This is a genomic window from Bradyrhizobium sp. LMG 9283 (assembly GCF_045571415.1).
GTDB lineage: Bacteria > Pseudomonadota > Alphaproteobacteria > Rhizobiales > Xanthobacteraceae > Bradyrhizobium.
Window position 1 is genome coordinate 2511699 of sequence record NZ_CP120691.1, and the last position, 15872, is coordinate 2527570.

At 63.6% G+C, this 15872-nt stretch carries 15 protein-coding genes; 4 read left to right on the forward strand and 11 right to left on the reverse strand.

All coding sequences use genetic code 11. From position 1 onward, the window contains the following. Positions 1-16: 16 nt before the first annotated feature. From P6U29_RS11675 to P6U29_RS11695, 5 genes are read right to left on the reverse strand one after another with little or no spacing between them, the layout of a single operon-like run. Positions 17-547 carry a gluconokinase gene (locus P6U29_RS11675; protein ID WP_407117736.1) on the reverse strand — a complete coding sequence of 177 codons (531 nt, stop codon included), beginning with the start codon at positions 545-547 and terminating at the stop codon, positions 17-19. Then, entirely contained in the window at positions 534-1283 is a 750-nt protein-coding gene (gene pgl, locus P6U29_RS11680; RefSeq protein ID WP_407117737.1) for a 6-phosphogluconolactonase, read from the reverse strand. Before pgl ends, P6U29_RS11675 begins: the two co-directional genes overlap by 14 nt. Continuing rightward, entirely contained in the window at positions 1280-2791 is a 1512-nt protein-coding gene (gene zwf / locus P6U29_RS11685) for a glucose-6-phosphate dehydrogenase (RefSeq protein ID WP_407117738.1), read from the reverse strand. Before zwf ends, pgl begins: the two co-directional genes overlap by 4 nt. Positions 2792-2819: 28 nt before the next feature. Then, entirely contained in the window at positions 2820-3818 is a 999-nt protein-coding gene (gnd, locus tag P6U29_RS11690) for a phosphogluconate dehydrogenase (NAD(+)-dependent, decarboxylating) (RefSeq protein ID WP_407119295.1), read from the reverse strand. A gap of 13 nt (positions 3819-3831) precedes the next feature. Beyond that, positions 3832-6681, reverse strand: a complete 2850-nt coding sequence (locus P6U29_RS11695) for a bifunctional transaldolase/phosoglucose isomerase (protein ID WP_407117739.1) — start codon at positions 6679-6681, stop codon at positions 3832-3834. Positions 6682-7011: 330 nt separating this feature from the next. On the opposite strand from P6U29_RS11695, the gene P6U29_RS11700 reads away from it, so the two are divergent. The 4 genes from P6U29_RS11700 to P6U29_RS11715 all read left to right on the forward strand — a co-directional run bounded on the left by P6U29_RS11700 (position 7012) and on the right by P6U29_RS11715 (position 12719). Further along, positions 7012-7635, forward strand: a complete 624-nt coding sequence (locus P6U29_RS11700; RefSeq protein ID WP_407119296.1) for an STM3941 family protein — start codon at positions 7012-7014, stop codon at positions 7633-7635. A 297-nt stretch (positions 7636-7932) separates the two neighbouring features. Further along, on the forward strand, positions 7933-9876 hold the full coding sequence (locus P6U29_RS11705; RefSeq protein WP_407117740.1) for a PrkA family serine protein kinase: 1944 nt from the start codon (positions 7933-7935) through the stop codon (positions 9874-9876). A gap of 30 nt (positions 9877-9906) precedes the next feature. Continuing rightward, positions 9907-11184 (forward strand): YeaH/YhbH family protein, encoded by a 1278-nt coding sequence (locus tag P6U29_RS11710; protein ID WP_407119297.1) that lies wholly within the window; start codon positions 9907-9909, stop codon positions 11182-11184. Next, positions 11181-12719, forward strand: coding sequence for a SpoVR family protein (locus tag P6U29_RS11715; protein ID WP_407117741.1), 1539 nt, complete (start codon positions 11181-11183; stop codon positions 12717-12719). The genes P6U29_RS11710 and P6U29_RS11715 overlap by 4 nt, the downstream gene beginning before the upstream one ends. 216 nt (positions 12720-12935) lie before the next feature. Here the strand turns inward: P6U29_RS11715 and P6U29_RS11720 are convergent, their stop codons facing one another. The 6 genes from P6U29_RS11720 to P6U29_RS11745 form a co-directional block, all read right to left on the reverse strand. Further along, positions 12936-13379: a DUF1801 domain-containing protein gene (locus P6U29_RS11720; protein ID WP_407119298.1), complete on the reverse strand. Its 444-nt coding sequence runs from the start codon at positions 13377-13379 to the stop codon at positions 12936-12938. Beyond that, positions 13379-13594 (reverse strand): hypothetical protein, encoded by a 216-nt coding sequence (locus P6U29_RS11725; protein ID WP_407117742.1) that lies wholly within the window; start codon positions 13592-13594, stop codon positions 13379-13381. Before P6U29_RS11725 ends, P6U29_RS11720 begins: the two co-directional genes overlap by 1 nt. Positions 13595-13636: 42 nt before the next feature. Next, the gene (locus P6U29_RS11730; protein ID WP_407117743.1) at positions 13637-14065 is read right to left on the reverse strand and encodes an SRPBCC domain-containing protein; all 429 of its coding nucleotides are present in this window, start codon (positions 14063-14065) and stop codon (positions 13637-13639) included. Beyond that, positions 14062-14385 carry an ArsR/SmtB family transcription factor gene (locus P6U29_RS11735; protein WP_407117744.1) on the reverse strand — a complete coding sequence of 108 codons (324 nt, stop codon included), beginning with the start codon at positions 14383-14385 and terminating at the stop codon, positions 14062-14064. The genes P6U29_RS11730 and P6U29_RS11735 overlap by 4 nt, the downstream gene beginning before the upstream one ends. A gap of 262 nt (positions 14386-14647) precedes the next feature. Next, a complete protein-coding gene (locus tag P6U29_RS11740) occupies positions 14648-15097 on the reverse strand; it encodes a DsrE family protein (protein WP_407117745.1) in 450 nt (149 codons plus the stop codon). 39 nt (positions 15098-15136) lie between these two features. After that, the gene (locus tag P6U29_RS11745; RefSeq protein WP_407117746.1) at positions 15137-15760 is read right to left on the reverse strand and encodes a hypothetical protein; all 624 of its coding nucleotides are present in this window, start codon (positions 15758-15760) and stop codon (positions 15137-15139) included. Between the last annotated feature and the right edge of the window lie 112 nt (positions 15761-15872).

A 15872-nucleotide genomic window follows, 5' to 3' on the forward strand; every position in this document is an offset into this window, starting at 1 on the left:
CATCAGGTTTCTTGCCTCAGCGTTTCGCGCCGCCCAGCTTCAGCTGCCGCACGATGCCGTCCACGATCGCCTCGACGGTCTCATCGATCGAGACCGTGACCACGTGCTCGCCCGGCTCCGGCGGCTCCAGCGTATTGAATTGGCTCGTCAGCAGCTCGGGCGGCATGAAATGGCCCTTGCGGCGTGCGAGCCGCTCGGCGATCAGCTCCTTGGTGCCCTTCAGGAAGACGAAGCGAACGTCGTCGCGACCACGCAGCAGCACGTCGCGATAGGCGTGCTTCAGCGCCGAGCAGGCGATGATGACGTGCTCGCCGCGTCCGCAGACGAGCGCGATCTCGTCGGCGATGGCATTGAGCCAGGGCCAGCGGTCTTCGTCGGTGAGCGGATGGCCGGCCCGCATTTTCTCGACATTGCTGGCGGCATGAAAGCTGTCGCCGTCCTCGAAACGCCAGCCGAGCCGCTCGCCGAGTGCCTTCGCAACCGTGCTCTTGCCCGAACCCGACACGCCCATCACGATCAATGCACAAGGTGCTTCAGCGCGGCCCACGAATTTCCTCCGGAAGCGCGGCCCTATCGACCAGCCAGACGGTCTCACCATTTGAGCGCGCGCGTAAGGCCGGCAGATTCTCGCCATTGAGGAGGCGCGTCAAGATCGGCCGCTTGTCGTGCCCGGCAATCTCGAACAGCATCTCGCGGCAGGAAGCCAGAACGGGCAGGGTGAGCGAGACCCGCGGCACGAATGGCGCGACATTGGCTTTGGCGACGCCGACGACCCAGCGTCGGGTCTCCTCGATCTCGGGATAACCGGGAAACAGCGATGCGGTGTGGCCGTCAGGGCCTGCGCCCATCAGGACGAGGTCGAACAGCGGCCGCGCCGGATCCAGCTGATCTGCGCCATAGAAGGCCTGCAGCTCGCGTGCATAGGCTTCAGCGCCGGCATCGGGATTCCCAGCCGCGGTGAGAATCGGGTGGATATAGCCGGGAGGCGCATTGCGATCGAGAAATGTCGCCCGCGCGACCGCCATGTTGTTGAGAGGGTCGCTTTCAGGCACGAACCGCTCGTCGCCGATGAACCAGTGCACGCGGCCCCATGGAATCCTGCCGCGCCAGGCCTCGCTGCCGAGCAATTGATAGAGCTTCTTCGGGCCGGAGCCGCCGGTGAGGCAGATGGCGATCCGTCCGGGATTGGCCGCGATCCGCGCCAGCACCCGTTCGGCCGCGGTGCGGGCAAGCGCTTCGGCGTCGGCTTCGACGATCAGCTTCGGCTGGGCGGCCGCAGTCACGAGTATTTCCGCCAGCTTCGCCCGTCGCGCCGGAGCAACTCGTCGGCGCATTTCGGGCCCTCGCTGCCGGCTTCATAGGTCTCGATGCCGTTGGTGCCGGCCTGTTTCCAGGCGTCCAGGAACGGTTGCACCGCCTGCCAGCCGGCTTCGACGCCGTCGGCGCGCTGGAACAGGATATTGTCGCCGATCATGCAGTCGTAGATCAGCGTCTCGTAGCCGGTCGAGGGATCGGCGCGGAAATAGTCGCCGTAACGAAACTTCATCTCGACGCCGTCGATGGTGACGCTTGGCCCTGGGATCTTGGCGTTGAACTGAAGCTCGATGGTTTCGGTCGGCGCGATGCCGATGGTGAGGAAGTTCTGCGACAGGCGATCGACCGCCGTGCCCGAGAACATGGACAGCGGCGCCTGCTTGAACTTGATCGCCACCTCTGTGCGCTTGTGCGCCAGCGCCTTGCCGGTGCGCAAATAGAACGGCACGCCGGCCCAGCGCCAATTGTCGATCATCAGCTTCAGCGCGACATAGGTCTCGGTGGTGCTGCCGGGCTTGACGTCCGCGGTCTTGCGATAGTCCGGGATGTTGTCGTCGCCGATGCGTCCTGCGAGATATTGCGCGCGCACCGAGCTCTTCAGTGCTTCCTCCAGGCTCGGCCGCTGGATGGCGGTGAGCACCTCGGCCTTCTCGGAACGCACCGAATGGGCGTCGAAACGGCTCGGCGGCTCCATGGCCACCAGCGACATCAGCTGGAACAGATGGTTCGGCACCATATCGCGCAATGCGCCGGTCGCGTCATAGAAGCCGCCGCGGTGGCCGACGCCGAGCTTCTCCTCGACGGTGATCTGGATGTGGTCGATGTGGTTGCGATTCCAGATCGGCTCGAACATGCCGTTGGCAAAGCGCAGCACCAGGATGTTCTGCACCGTCTCCTTGCCGAGATAGTGGTCGATCCGGTAGATCTGGTGCTCGTCCATGATCTTCAGCAGCTCGGCGTTCAGCGCACGGGCCGAGGCGAGGTCGGTGCCGAACGGTTTTTCGACGACCAGCCGCCGCCACGCGCCGTTCTCCATCAACATGCCGGTGCGGCCGAGCTCGCGCGCGGTCGGCGCGAAGGCGGCGGGCGGGGTGGCCAGATAGAACAGCCGGTTGCCGCCGGTCTCGTGCGCGCATTCCAGCGAATCCAGATGCTCGCGCAGGCGGTCGAAGGAGGGCGGATCCTTTGCGTCGGCCTCGACGAAGGTCACGCATTCCAGCAGCTTCTTGGCGATGTCGTCGTCCACAGGCCGGGTCGCGAACTCGCGCAGGCCTTGCATCAGGCTGTCGCGCAGCTCGTCATCCGATTGGCCCCTGCGGGCCACGCCGACGACGCAGAATTTTTCGGGCAACAGGTGCTCAGCCGCCAGATTGTAGAGCGATGGCATCACCAGGCGATGGGTAAGGTCGCCGGTGACACCGAAGATAACGAAGGCGCAATTTTCCGGCTTGCGCTTGGCTTGCGGGTCTTTTGTCACGAATTGTCGGCCTTCGTTTTGTTACTTGCTACTTTGGTTTCGAAGCGCCCGGCTGCTTCGGCTCCTTGTGGCCGCCGAAACCGGCGCGCATTGCAGAGAGCATTTTTTCGGCGAAGGTGTGTTCCTTGCGGGAACGGAAACGCGTGTAGAGCGCGGCGGTCAAGACTTCGGCCGGCACCGCCTCGTCGATCGCCGCATTCACGGTCCAGCGTCCTTCGCCGGAATCCTCGACGAAGCCGGAATATTCCGACAGCTGCGGGCTGTCGGCGAGTGCGGTCGAGGTGAGGTCGAGCAGCCAGGACGGGATCACGCTGCCGCGCCGCCACACTTCGGCGATATCGGCGAGATCGAAATCGTAGCGGTGATCTGCCGGCAAAGCCTCAATGTTGGCATTCTTGAGAATGTCGAAACCCTCGGCATAGGCCTGCATCAGGCCGTATTCGATGCCGTTGTGAATCATCTTGACGAAATGGCCGGCGCCCACGGGGCCGGCATGGATGTAGCCCTGCTCGATGCGGGGATCGCGGCCCTCGCGGCCGGGCGTTCGCGGAATGTCGCCGGCGCCGGGCGCGAGCGCGGCAAAGATCGGATCGAGCCGGTCGACCACCTGCTTCTCGCCGCCGATCATCATGCAATAGCCGCGGTCGAGGCCCCAGACGCCGCCGGAGGTGCCGACGTCGACATAATGGATGCCGCGCTCCTTCAGCGCCTTGCCGCGGCGGACGTCGTCCTGCCAGAAGGTGTTGCCGCCGTCGATGATGACGTCGCCGGCCTGCATTACGCCGGCGATCGTCTCGATCGTGGTCTCGGTGATGCGTCCTGCCGGCAGCATCACCCAGGCCGTGCGTGGCCGCTCCAGCTTCGCGACGAATTCTTCCAGCGTCGCCGAGCCGACCGCGCCGTCTGCGGTAAGGCCGGCGACGGCCTTGGCGTCCTTGTCGTAGACCACGGTCGAATGTCCGTGGCGCATCAGGCGGCGAACGATGTTGCCGCCCATTCGGCCGAGGCCGATCATGCCGAGTTGCATCTGCATCGTTCCCTTAGTTCAGCGCGTCGTTCAGCGCCGTGTTTAGGGCCGCGAGACCCTTCTTGAGCCCGCCCTTCAGGTGCACGCGCAGCGCACGCCGACCACGCTCGGTGAGCACGTCGAAGTCGCCCCGCGCCTGCGCCGCCTTGATGACGCCAAAGCTGGCTTTCTGGCCCGGCACCGGCAGATCCTTGGCATCGTCGGCCGTGATCTGGAGGAATACGCCGCTGTCGGGTCCGCCCTTGTAGGCCTGTCCCGTCGAGTGCAGGAAGCGCGGTCCGAACTCGGCGCAGGTCGCAACGTGCCGCTTCTCGCGCACCTCTGACCGCATGGCCTGCAGCGCGTCGATCGTCGCCTTGTCACGCGCGATGTAGCCGAGCAGGGCGACATAGTCGCCATGGTTCGAGCGGGAGAGATGCGCCCTCAGCCAGGAGCTGAGATCGCCGTTGGCACCGGCCGCGCGCAGCGCCGCCGCGTTGGCCTCGTCGGTGTAGAGATCGGCCTCATCCGTGCTGACCACCGGCTGCTCTTCCGGCAACGCGCCGGTCTTCTCGAATGCGGCGGTGAGCTCGCGGGTCTTGATCTTGGCCGCTTCCACGTCCGGCTGGTCGAACGGGTTGATGCCGAGGATCGAGCCTGCAACCGCCGTCGCCATCTCGAAGCGGAAGAACTCCTGGCCGAGATGCTCGATCGACTTCATGACGATGCGCACCACGGGATGGCCGGCCGCTTCGATGGCGGCGAGCTTGGAGTCATGGGCTGCGTCCGCTTCGCCCTCGATGCGGATGTCGATGAAGAAGCGATCATTGCCGTAGACCGAGGGATCGCCCAGCGGCTCGCCCTCGATCGGGATCAGGCCCTTGCCCTCCTTACCGGTCGATTCCGCGATGAGCTGCTCGGCCCAGGCGCCGAAATCGGCGATCTTCTTTGACGCCAGGATCGTCACCTTGTCGCGGCCTTCGAGCCCGGCGAGGCCCATGGCAAGCCCGAGCTGCACGCCCGGGTTCTCGGATGGCGGCACGTCCGGCCCGCAGGAGCGGGCCATCGCGAGCGCATGCTTGACGAAGGTCTTGACGTCGATGCCCGCGGTCGCCGCCGGCACCAGACCGAAGGGTGAGAGCACTGAATAGCGTCCGCCGATCGAGGGCTCGCCGTGGAAGATGCGGGCGTAGTTCAGCTTCTTTGCCGCCTTCTCCAGCGACGAGCCGGGATCGGTCACCGCGATGAAGCGATGGCCGGTCTTCACCTTGGTCCCGACCGCCTTGGCGACCTGGTCATGGAAATAATCCTTCATCGCGTTCGGCTCGGTGGTTCCGCCGGACTTGCTGGAGACGATGAAGACGGTGTTGGCGATGTCGATCTTCGCCTCCATCGCCCGCACCTGCGCCGGGTCGGTGGAGTCAAGCACATGCAGCTTCGGGAAACCGGGCTTCTTGCCAAAGGTCTCGGCCAACACTTCGGGGCCCAGGCTCGATCCGCCCATGCCGAGCACGACGGCGTCGGAGAATTTCTGGCCCTTCACGCGGCCCGCATAGTCCTCGTAATCGGCAATGTCGGCTTTGGCCGGGCTGTCGAGCCAGCCCAGCCATTTGTCTTCGTCGGTGCCGGTCCAGACCGACTTGTCGCGCTGCCACAGCCGGCGGATTTTTGCGGAGGCTCGCCATTCCTCGGTGCTCTTGACCACGGCCTTGCCGAGCCCGTCGCTGAACGAGAGCTGTTGGCGGTCGAGCGCGGGCCCGAGCACGGTGGCACGCTTGTGGGCGACGGCGCCGTAGAGCTTGTCGGCTGAGTCGGCGAACAACTTGACACCGTCCTTGACCAGTTCCTCGGTGATCGCATCGAGCGAGATGCCGGAGCGCTCCAGCTCCTCCAGCACGCGCCTGGCGTCATCGATGTTCTCTTCCAGGCTGTCGCGCGGCTTGCCGTGGTCGCGGAACGCGTCCAGCGTCGCCGGCGGCATGGTGTTGATGGTGTCGGAGCCGATCAGTTCCTCGACATAGAGGACGTCGCTGTAGTCCTTGTTCTTGGTGCCGGTGGAGGCCCACAGCATACGCTGCGGCTTGGCGCCCTTGGCGGCGAGCTTCTCCCAGCGCGGACCTTCGAACAGGCGCTTGTAATCCTGGTAGGCGAGCTTGGCATTGGCGATCGCGACCTTGCCCTTCAGCGCGGCCAGCCGCTCCTTCTCCGATGGATCGTTGGCGCGCGCGATCTTCTCGTCGAGCTGCTTGTCAACCATGGTGTCGATCCGGCTGACGAAGAAGCTCGCCACGCTTGCGACATGTGAGGGATCGCCGCCGCCGGCGACGTATTTTTCGAGGCCGGCGATGTAGGCTTCGGCCACCTGGAGATAAACCGCTTTCGAGAAAAGCAGCGTGATGTTGATGCTGATGCCTTCGCTGATCAGCTGTTCGATCGCAGGGAGGCCCTCCTGCGTCGCCGGCACCTTCACCATCAGGTTCTTGCGGCCGACGTCCTTCCAGAGCCGCCGCGCCTCGGCGATTGTGCCGGCGGTGTCCATGGCCAAATACGGCGAGACCTCCAGGCTGACATAGCCATCGCCGCCTTTGAGGCGGTCATAGACTGGCCGCAGCACGTCGGCGGCGCTCTGGATGTCCTCGACCGCCACGGTCTCGAACAGGTCGGCCACGGTCCGGTCGCCGTGCTTCAGTGCCTTGCCGATCGAGGCGTCATATTCGTCGGAGCTGCCGATCGCCTTCTCGAAGATCGACGGATTGGAGGTGACGCCCTTGACGCCATCGGTGTCGATCAGTCGCTTCAGGTCGCCCTTGGCGATGAAGCCACGGGCCAGGAAGTCCAGCCAGACCGCTTGGCCGTGCTTTTCCAGTTCTTTGACGGGATTCATGATGCTTATTTCTCTCCAAGCGTGCGGACGGAGGGGGTTTTCGCGCCGGTCCTGACGCGCTATCCTCTAGCTTACATGCTCCCGGGAGGGAACCAATCAAGAGTATGGGAGTCATACTCTCCAGTGTAACTCCGTCGCGATCATGGCGATCTAGGCGGGCAGTTGCTGTGTTGCGTGGAAGTCGTTGGCCGGAGGACGCGGCCGAAGTCTCCTTGCGTAGCGTCAGCTGTCTCGCCTTGTCAGCCAATAGTTGCGTGGAGTGCCATCGGCGGATGTGATCCGCGATTGCGTCGTGGCTTGGCCGCGAATGGCCATGCTGGGGGGAAAAGCATGCACGCCCATCATGAAGGTTCGGTGGTCGCCGAGAGCCAGCAGCCGGTTGCGTCGACGGTGAGCATCGATGCATCCCGCGATCTCGAAATCAATCGATGCGTGATGCAGCTGCGGCTGCTGGTCGCGGCGGGCTTTGCCATGACCCTGCTCAGCGCAAGCCTTGCCTTCGACCTATGGGACGGTCTCGGCAATTATGACACGACAGTCGGCTATGCCGGCGTCGTGGTGTTCAGCCTGGTGACCAGCTGGCTGATCTGGATGCTTCCCGCCGAGCGAGGAGCGGTGGTGGTCCTCACCCCCTACGGCATCCGCGATCTCCGCATCGGCAATGAATTTCTGCTGTGGGAGTCGATCGCGGAGATTTCGGCTGAAGAAAGCCGCGGCCACAAAGCGATCGTGCTGACGCCCTCGCCGGCATTGCGGCGCCAGCTGTGCGCCATCCCGACCCTGGCCCGTTGCGCGCAGGATGGTCGCATCGTCATCCGCGCGGAGGGCCTGGCGATCGATTTTGAGACGCTGCTGCGCGCCTGTCGCGACCGCCACGCTGCCAGCAGCGCGCGCACCGCATTGCAGCAGGAAGATGAACACGGCCCCCAAAGCTTCGCCGTACAAGTGTCATAAGATCGCCGCTCCCGGATCGCTATGTTGCATTGCCGGATCGGCACATCCCCGGGAACGCCCGGATGTTGCGACCAAGTGACATTTTCTGGAAATGAGCCAATATAGACCGAGATTCGCACAAATTACAGGCATGTGCCTGTTCGTAACTCATAGAGTGCCTACGTTGTGCGTTGCGTCGTGTTGGCACCCGGGTGTCCAATGATCGCCATGTGCTCACGCTGATTCGAAACGGCCTGAGGAACGGTCCGGTAACTGCTTTCGTTTCAGCTTATAGCGGAACTCACGCGGAGAGGGATCATGTACAACGATTCTCTATTCAACGCTTTCGCTCGGTCGTTCGAGGCGAGAAGCCAGCACGACATGTCGATGGCGGAATATCTGGAATCGTGTCGAAGCGATCCCATGAAATACGCGAACGCGGCCGAGCGACTGCTAGCGGCGATCGGTGAGCCCCAGACGATCGACACGGCCAAGGACCCACGCCTTGGCCGTATTTTTTTGAACCGAACGATCCGCACCTATCCGGCCTTCGCCGGCTTCTACGGCATGGAAGAAACCATCGAGCGCATCGTCGGTTTCTTCCGCCACGCGGCGCAGGGCCTCGAAGAGCGCAAGCAGATACTCTATCTGCTCGGGCCCGTTGGCGGCGGCAAATCCTCGCTCGCCGAGCGGCTCAAGTCGCTGATGGAAGTGCAGCCGATCTACGTGCTCAAGGCCGGCGATGAACTCTCGCCCGTGTTCGAAAGCCCGCTCAGCCTGTTCGATCCCGATCATCTCGGGCCGATGCTGGAGGAGAAATACGGCATTCCTCGCCGCCGTCTCACCGGCCTGATGAGCCCGTGGTGCTACAAGCGGCTCGAGGCCTTCGGCGGCGACATCTCGCAATTCCGCGTCGCCAAGATCCAGCCGTCGCGGCTGCGCCAGATCGCGGTCTCCAAGACCGAGCCTGGTGACGAGAACAACCAGGACATCTCCTCGCTGGTCGGCAAGGTCGACATCCGCAAGCTCGAGACCTACGCGCAGAACGATCCCGACGCCTACAGCTATTCGGGCGGCCTCAATCGCGCCAACCAGGGCATCCTCGAATTCGTCGAGATGTTCAAGGCGCCGATCAAGATGCTGCATCCGTTGCTGACCGCGACGCAGGAAGGCAACTATATCGGTACCGAGAATATCGGCGCGATCCCGTTCACCGGGATCATCCTGGCGCACTCGAACGAAGCCGAGTGGGCGAGCTTCAAGGCCAACAAGAACAATGAAGCGTTCATCGACCGCATCTGCGTGATCAAGGTGCCCTACTGCCTCAGGGTCGCCGAGGAGCAGAAGATCTACGAGAAGCTGATCCAGGGCTCCGAGCTCGCCTCGGCTCCTTGCGCGCCTTCGACACTGGAGACACTGGCGCGGTTCTCGGTGATGTCGCGCCTGCGCAAGCACGAGAACTCCACCCTGTTCGCCAAGATGCGGGTCTATGACGGCGAGAGCCTGAAGGAATCCGATCCGAAGGCGCGCAGCGTCCAGGAATATCGCGACGCCGCGGGCGTCGACGAGGGCATGGACGGTGCCTCCACCCGCTTCGCCTTCAAGGTCCTGGCTGCGACCTTCAACCACGATCCGCAGGAGGTCGCCGCCGACGCCGTGCACCTGATGTACGCGCTGGAACAGGCGATCCGCCGCGAGCAGCTGCCGGAGGAAACCGAGAAACGCTATCTCGAATTCATCAAGGCGGAGCTGGCGCCGCGCTACGCCGAGTTCATCGGCAACGAGATCCAGAAGGCCTATCTGGAATCCTACTCGGATTATGGCCAGAACCTGTTCGATCGCTACGTCGACTATGCCGACGCCTGGATCGAGGACCAGGACTTCAAGGATCCCGACACCGGCCAGCTGCTCGATCGCGAGCTTTTGAACCAGGAGCTGACCAAGATCGAGAAGCCCGCAGGCATCGCCAACCCCAAGGACTTCCGCAACGAGGTCGTCAAATTCTCGTTACGGTCGCGGGCCCAGAACGGCGGCAAGAATCCGACCTGGACCTCCTATGAGAAGATTCGCGATGTGATCGAAAAGCGGATATTCTCCCAGGTCGAGGACCTGCTTCCGGTCATCTCCTTCGGATCGAAGAAGGACGGCGAGACGGAGAAGAAGCACGGCGAGTTCGTCGCACGCATGGTGGAGCGCGGCTACACCGAGCGTCAGGTTCGCCGCCTCGTCGAATGGTACATGCGCGTGAAGCAGGCCGGTTGAGGCGCGTGGGAGGCGAATGGAAAAGTGCCCATCCACATCATTGACAGGCGCCTGAATCCAGGCGGCAAGAGTCTTGAGAACCGCCAGCGGTTCTTGCGTCGGGCTAAATCCCTGGTGCAGGGCGCCGTCAAGAAGACCTCGCAGGAACGCGACATCAAGGACGTCCTGGAGGGTGGTGAGGTCACGATCCCGCTCGACGGCATGCATGAGCCGCGCTTCCGCCGTGAAGGCGGAACGCGCGACATGGTGCTGCCCGGAAACAAGAAGTTCGTCGAAGGCGACTATCTCCAGCGCCAGGGCCAGGGCAGCGCCAAGGATTCCGGCCCCGGCGAAGGCGACAGCGAGGACGCCTTCCGCTTCGTCCTGAGCCGTGACGAGTTCGTCGATCTTTTCCTCGACGATCTCGAGCTGCCGGATCTCGCCAAGCGCAAGATCGCGCAGACCGAGAGCGAAGGCATCCAGCGCGCCGGCTACACCACGTCGGGCTCGCCCGCCAACATCTCGGTGAGCCGGACGGTGAAGCTCGCGCTGGCGCGCCGCATCGCGCTCAAGCGTCCCCGCAAGGAGGAGATCGAAGAGCTGGAGGCGGCGATCGCTGCCTGCACCGACGGGGATGAACGGGCAGAGCTGGTCGCCGAGCTTGAAAAGCTGAAGGCCAAGTCCAAGCGCATCCCCTTCATCGATCCGCTCGACATCCGCTACCGGCGCTTCGAGACGGTGCCGAAGCCCGTCGCGCAGGCCGTCATGTTCTGCCTGATGGACGTCTCCGGCTCGATGTCCGAGCACATGAAGGACCTGGCAAAACGCTTCTACATGCTGCTCTACGTGTTCCTGAAGCGGCGCTACAAGCATGTCGAGATCGTCTTCATCCGGCACACCGACCGCGCCGAGGAGGTGGACGAGCAGACCTTCTTCTACGGTCCGGCCTCGGGCGGCACGCTGGTCTCCAGCGCGCTGCAGGCGATGCACGAGATCGTGCGCGAGCGCTTCAATCCGTCGGACTGGAACATCTACGCCGCGCAAGCGTCCGACGGCGATAATTCCTATTCCGACGGCGAGCTCACGGGGCTGCTGCTGACCGACAAGATCCTGCCGGTCTGCCAGTTCTTCGCCTATCTCGAGGTTGGGGAATCCGGCGGTAGCGCCTTCGATCTCTCCGACTCCTCGCTCTGGACGCTCTATGAGCGCCTGCGCAACAGCGGTGCGCCGCTCTCGATGCGCAAGGTCTCGGAGCGCAGCGAGATCTTTCCGGTGTTCCACGATCTGTTCCAGCGCCGCGAAACTGCCCAGGAGAAGACCGCTCCATGATGGAACGTTTGTTCGAAGGCGCCGATTGGGATTTCCACACCTTGCAGCGCATCACCGATGCCTGCGAGGAGGTGGCGTTGAAGGATCTCGGGCTCGACGTCTATCCGAACCAGGTCGAGGTCATCACCGCCGAGCAGATGCTGGACGCCTATTCGTCGGTCGGCATGCCCTTGTTCTACAAGCACTGGTCGTTCGGCAAGCACTTTGCGTTCCACGAGGCGTCCTATCGCAAGGGCCTGATGGGGCTCGCCTATGAGATCGTGATCAACTCCTCGCCCTGCATCTCCTATCTGATGGAGGAGAACACGGCGACGATGCAGACGCTGGTGATCGCGCACGCTGCCTTCGGCCACAACCACTTCTTCAAGAACAATTATCTGTTCAAGCAGTGGACCGATGCCGACGGCATCCTGGACTACCTCGACTTCGCCAAGAACTACGTCATGCAATGCGAGGATCGCTACGGCCGCGTCGAGGTCGAGCGCACGCTCGATGCCGCGCATGCGCTGATGTCGCACGGCATCGACCGCTATCCCGGCAAGAAGAAGCTCGATCTACGCGCCGAGGAGAAGCGGGCAGGGCGCCGCCGTCAGCACGAGGAGGAGATCTTCAACGATCTCTGGCGCACGGTCCCTAAGGGCGCGACCAAGAGCCGGTCCACGCTCAGCATCGAGCGCCGCCGCAAGCTACTCGGCCTGCCGCAGGAGAATTTGCTCTATTTCCTGGAGAAGAGCGCGCCGCGGCTGGCGCCCTGGCAGCGCGAGTTGCTGCGCATCGTCCGCCACATCGCGCAATATTTCTATCCGCAGAGCCAGACCAAGGTGATGAACGAGGGGACGGCGACCTACGTCCACTATCGCATCATGACCAAGCTGCACGAGCAGGGCCGCATCAGCGACGGCAATTTCCTCGAATTCCTGGGATCGCACACCAACGTCGTGTTCCAACCCGAATTCGACGACCCCCGCTTCTCCGGCTTCAACCCTTATGCGCTCGGCTTTGCCGTGATGCAGGACATCGAGCGTATCGTCACCAAGCCGGAAGACGAGGACCGCGAGTGGTTCCCTGACATCGCCGGCAAGGGCGACGTCATGGGCGTGCTGCGCGACGTCTGGGCCAACTACCGCGACGAGAGCTTCATCGGCCAGTTCCTGAGCCCCAGATTGATGCGGCACTTCCGCATGTTCCATCTGCACGACGATCCCGAGGAGCGCGCCGGCATCCGGGTCGATGCCATCCATGACGAGCGCGGCTTCCGCCGCGTCCGCCGCGAGCTGGCGCGGCAGCACGATGTCGGCTTCATCGATGCCAATATCGAGGTGGTCGACGTCGATCTCTCCGGCGACCGCCGGCTGATCCTGCATCACCACGTCATCAAGGGCTCGCAGCTCAACGAGACCGATGCCAAGCGGGTGCTCCAGCATCTCGCCGACCTCTGGACCTACGACGTCGCGCTGATCGAGGTTGATGCCAACGACAAGGTCCTGCGCGAATATGTCGTGAGCCCGCGCCCGATCCCGGCCGCGGTGGCCTGAGGCGGCCTACTATGCGGCAATAAGGCGAAATGCGCGTTGATGTGCCCTCGCCCCTTGTGGAAGAGGGCAGCGACGCCGGCAGATGCAAGCTCATTGGGGTGAGGGGTATCTCTCCACACCTTCCCCTGCCGATAGAGACCCCTCATCCGGCGCTTCGCGCCACCTTCTCCCACAACAAGGGGAGAAGGAAGGCACTCGTGGCTGCACTACGGCTGTTTAAGCCGATCGCTTGGCCGGCTTCTTCTTGGCCTTCGACGCATTCAGCTGCACCGCCGCCCGGATCAGCGCCTTCAACGCCTTCTCGTCAATCTTCTCGCCCTCGCGGATGTCGATCGCGCGGCGCACGTTGCCATCGAGACTGGAATTGAACAGGCCCGCGGGATCGTCCAGCGCCGCGCCCTTCGCGAAGGTCAGCTTCACCACGTCCTTGTAGGTCTCGCCGGTGCAGATGATGCCGTCGTGCTCCCAAACGGGAACGCCGCGCCATTTCCACTCCTCGACGACGTCGGGGTCCGCCTGCTTGATCAGGCCGCGAATCCGCGCGAGCATCTCGCCGCGCCAGTCGCCGAGCTCCTTAATCCTGCCGTCGATCAGTTTCGAGGGCGAAGGTTCGTTCGCTTCTTTCACGCTCGCCTTTTTCGCCGTCACGGCCTTCTTCATCATCTCGCCTCGTTCGCGTTGCTGCGGCTGACATGGGGCAGCGCGAACAAATATAGCCCGGTCGCGAGCAGCGGGATGAGCGGGACGAGCGCCAAGAAGCCGACCCACACGGCCTGGAGCTGCATGGTCATCGCCACGATGTTGGCGATGACCGCAAGCGTGAACGCCATCGACAGCCAGCGATGAATCTGCCGAATCCACATTTGGGTGCTCATTGAGACCTCCTCCGAGATTGATCGAAATGGACGCCGGCGGAGCTAGCCTGTCCGCGCCAATACTTCGTCGAGCTTGGCCAAAAACTGCTTCCAGCCGGCATGCGCGCCGCCAAAGGCCTGCTTCTGCGTCGGGCTGAAGCCCGCCTGCTCGACGCGCAGACGCGTGCCCGCGCTCGTCGGCGTCAGCGTGAAGGTCACCACGCTCTTGAGATCGAAGGCGGCGTCCTCATGCGAGAAATTCCAGGTGTAGGCGAGCGTCTTCTGCGGCTCGATGGTGAGCACCTCGCAGTCCAGCACGCCGCCCCATTCGCCGCGCAGGTTGAAGCGATGACCGACGACCGGCTTGAAGTCGTTCTGCATCAGCCATTCCTCGATCAGATGTGGCTGCGTCAGCGCGCGCCACAGCCGCTCAGCCGGAAAGGCAAATTCGCGCTCGAGGACGACGGTGCGTGTCTCGGCAGGTTCGTTCATTGGTCCATCCTCTTGAGGAGATCGTCGAGTGCGTCGAGCCGCCTCTGCCAGAACCCGGCCATCTGGCTGGTCCAGTCGATCAGCGGATTGAGCGCATCGGGCTGCGCGCTGTAATGAGTCTGGCGTCCCTCATGCCGGTCTCGCACCAGGCCCGCCTGCTTCAAGGCGCCGAGATGTTTCGAGACCGCCGGCTGGGACACGCCGGATCGCGCTGTCAGTGCCCCGACCGTCTGCTCGCCCTCGCGGCACAGCCGCTCGAAGATCGCCCTCCGGGTCGGGTCGGCAAGCGTCCTGAACAGGAGATCGTGCGCGGCGGACATGGGAGATCCATAACCAGGAAGTTATGGGTCAATCCATAACCGTGGAGTTATGGGTAAGTCAAGCGAGATTGCGGCGGCGGCAGATTTGAAGCCGGAAGGCAGCCGCGGGCTCATCTTACCTCTCCCGCTTGCGGGAGAGGTCGGCGCGCAGCGCCGGGTGAGGGCTCTCCTCTTGGGGTTCTTCATCGCCGAGACACCCTCTCCCCGACCCTCCCCGCAGGCGGGGGAGGGAGCGCTCCGAGTCCGCGGATGCACGCAGCCCTCACGGCCGCAAATACAAATACCCCTGCGACTGCAGCTCGGCCAAACGCACCACGCCGCCTTTCTCCGCGTTGACGAAGCCCGGCAACAGCTCGTTGAGCGTGACGTTCTGCGCCTTCATCGTGTTGCCGCAGGCGGCGAGCTCGACGCCGTCCTTGGAGAAGTCGCCGACGCGCCTGCTGACATCGGGGTTGGCCTGCGCCGAATGGAATGCCTTCAGCGCCGGGCCGTGGATCACCAGCGCGATCGTCACATGCTCGGGGCCGCCGACGCCGTCGATGTGGTTCTGGATATTGCCGAGCACGAAATTGACCTTCTCGGCATCGCTGAGATGATAGACGACCTTCAGCTTGTTGCTCGCGCCGGCATCGGTCGCGGCTTTCGCACTGGAGGCGCCAAGCGTCGCGCCCAGGGCCGAGACGGCACTCCACAAGATGTTCCGCCGGTTCATGGCGATCTCCTTCGACGGACTGAGCTCGCGCGACAGATATCACTTGTGGCGCAGTGCGGCGAGTTCCTTGCGGTCGGTCACCAGCGAAGCGCATTCGCTGGTGTCGGTGCGGTCGAGGCGGAAAATCTTGTCGTCGACGCCCGCGACCAGCGATCGCTCGGCCTCGTCGTCCGGCTTGTTGTTCTGCCAGATCCTGATCTGCACAAGGCGGATGATCGCGGACTTGTTGTCCTTGGACAGCGCCACTTCGATGCCGCCGCCCTCGCAGTCGACGCCGCAGCCCATGCGGACCTCGTCGCCCTGGCTGAGCAGCACCGCATGGCTGCCGCACGAGCCGCTGGAGTCGAAATCGCCGGAGCGATGCCGATAGCGGAAGCCCAGGCGGAAGGAATTGTGCAGCTGCTTGTCCTCCTTGTCGGTTTCCGCCGAGACCAGCAGCTTCATGGAAGCCACCTTCTGCTTGGGATGCCGCGCCAGGTGCTCGGCATCGTAGCGACGGACGAAGCAGGCATAGGACTTGTCGGCGGGCGCTCCTGCATAAAGCCGTGCATTGAAGGCGTCGGCTTCGGCCTTTGTGGTCTCGCGGACCTTGTCAGCCTCGTCGGCATGGGCGGCGCCGGTCAGCGCATCGAAAGTTAGGGCGGCAATGACGGAGAGCTTCATGAGGGCCTCGGGCGTACCGCAGCACAACGTACTGCTGTCTGTTAGACGCGGGCGAAGTGCACCGCGTTCAACCATCGCACGTCGCTCGTGTGACCATCGTGCAGAGGATGCG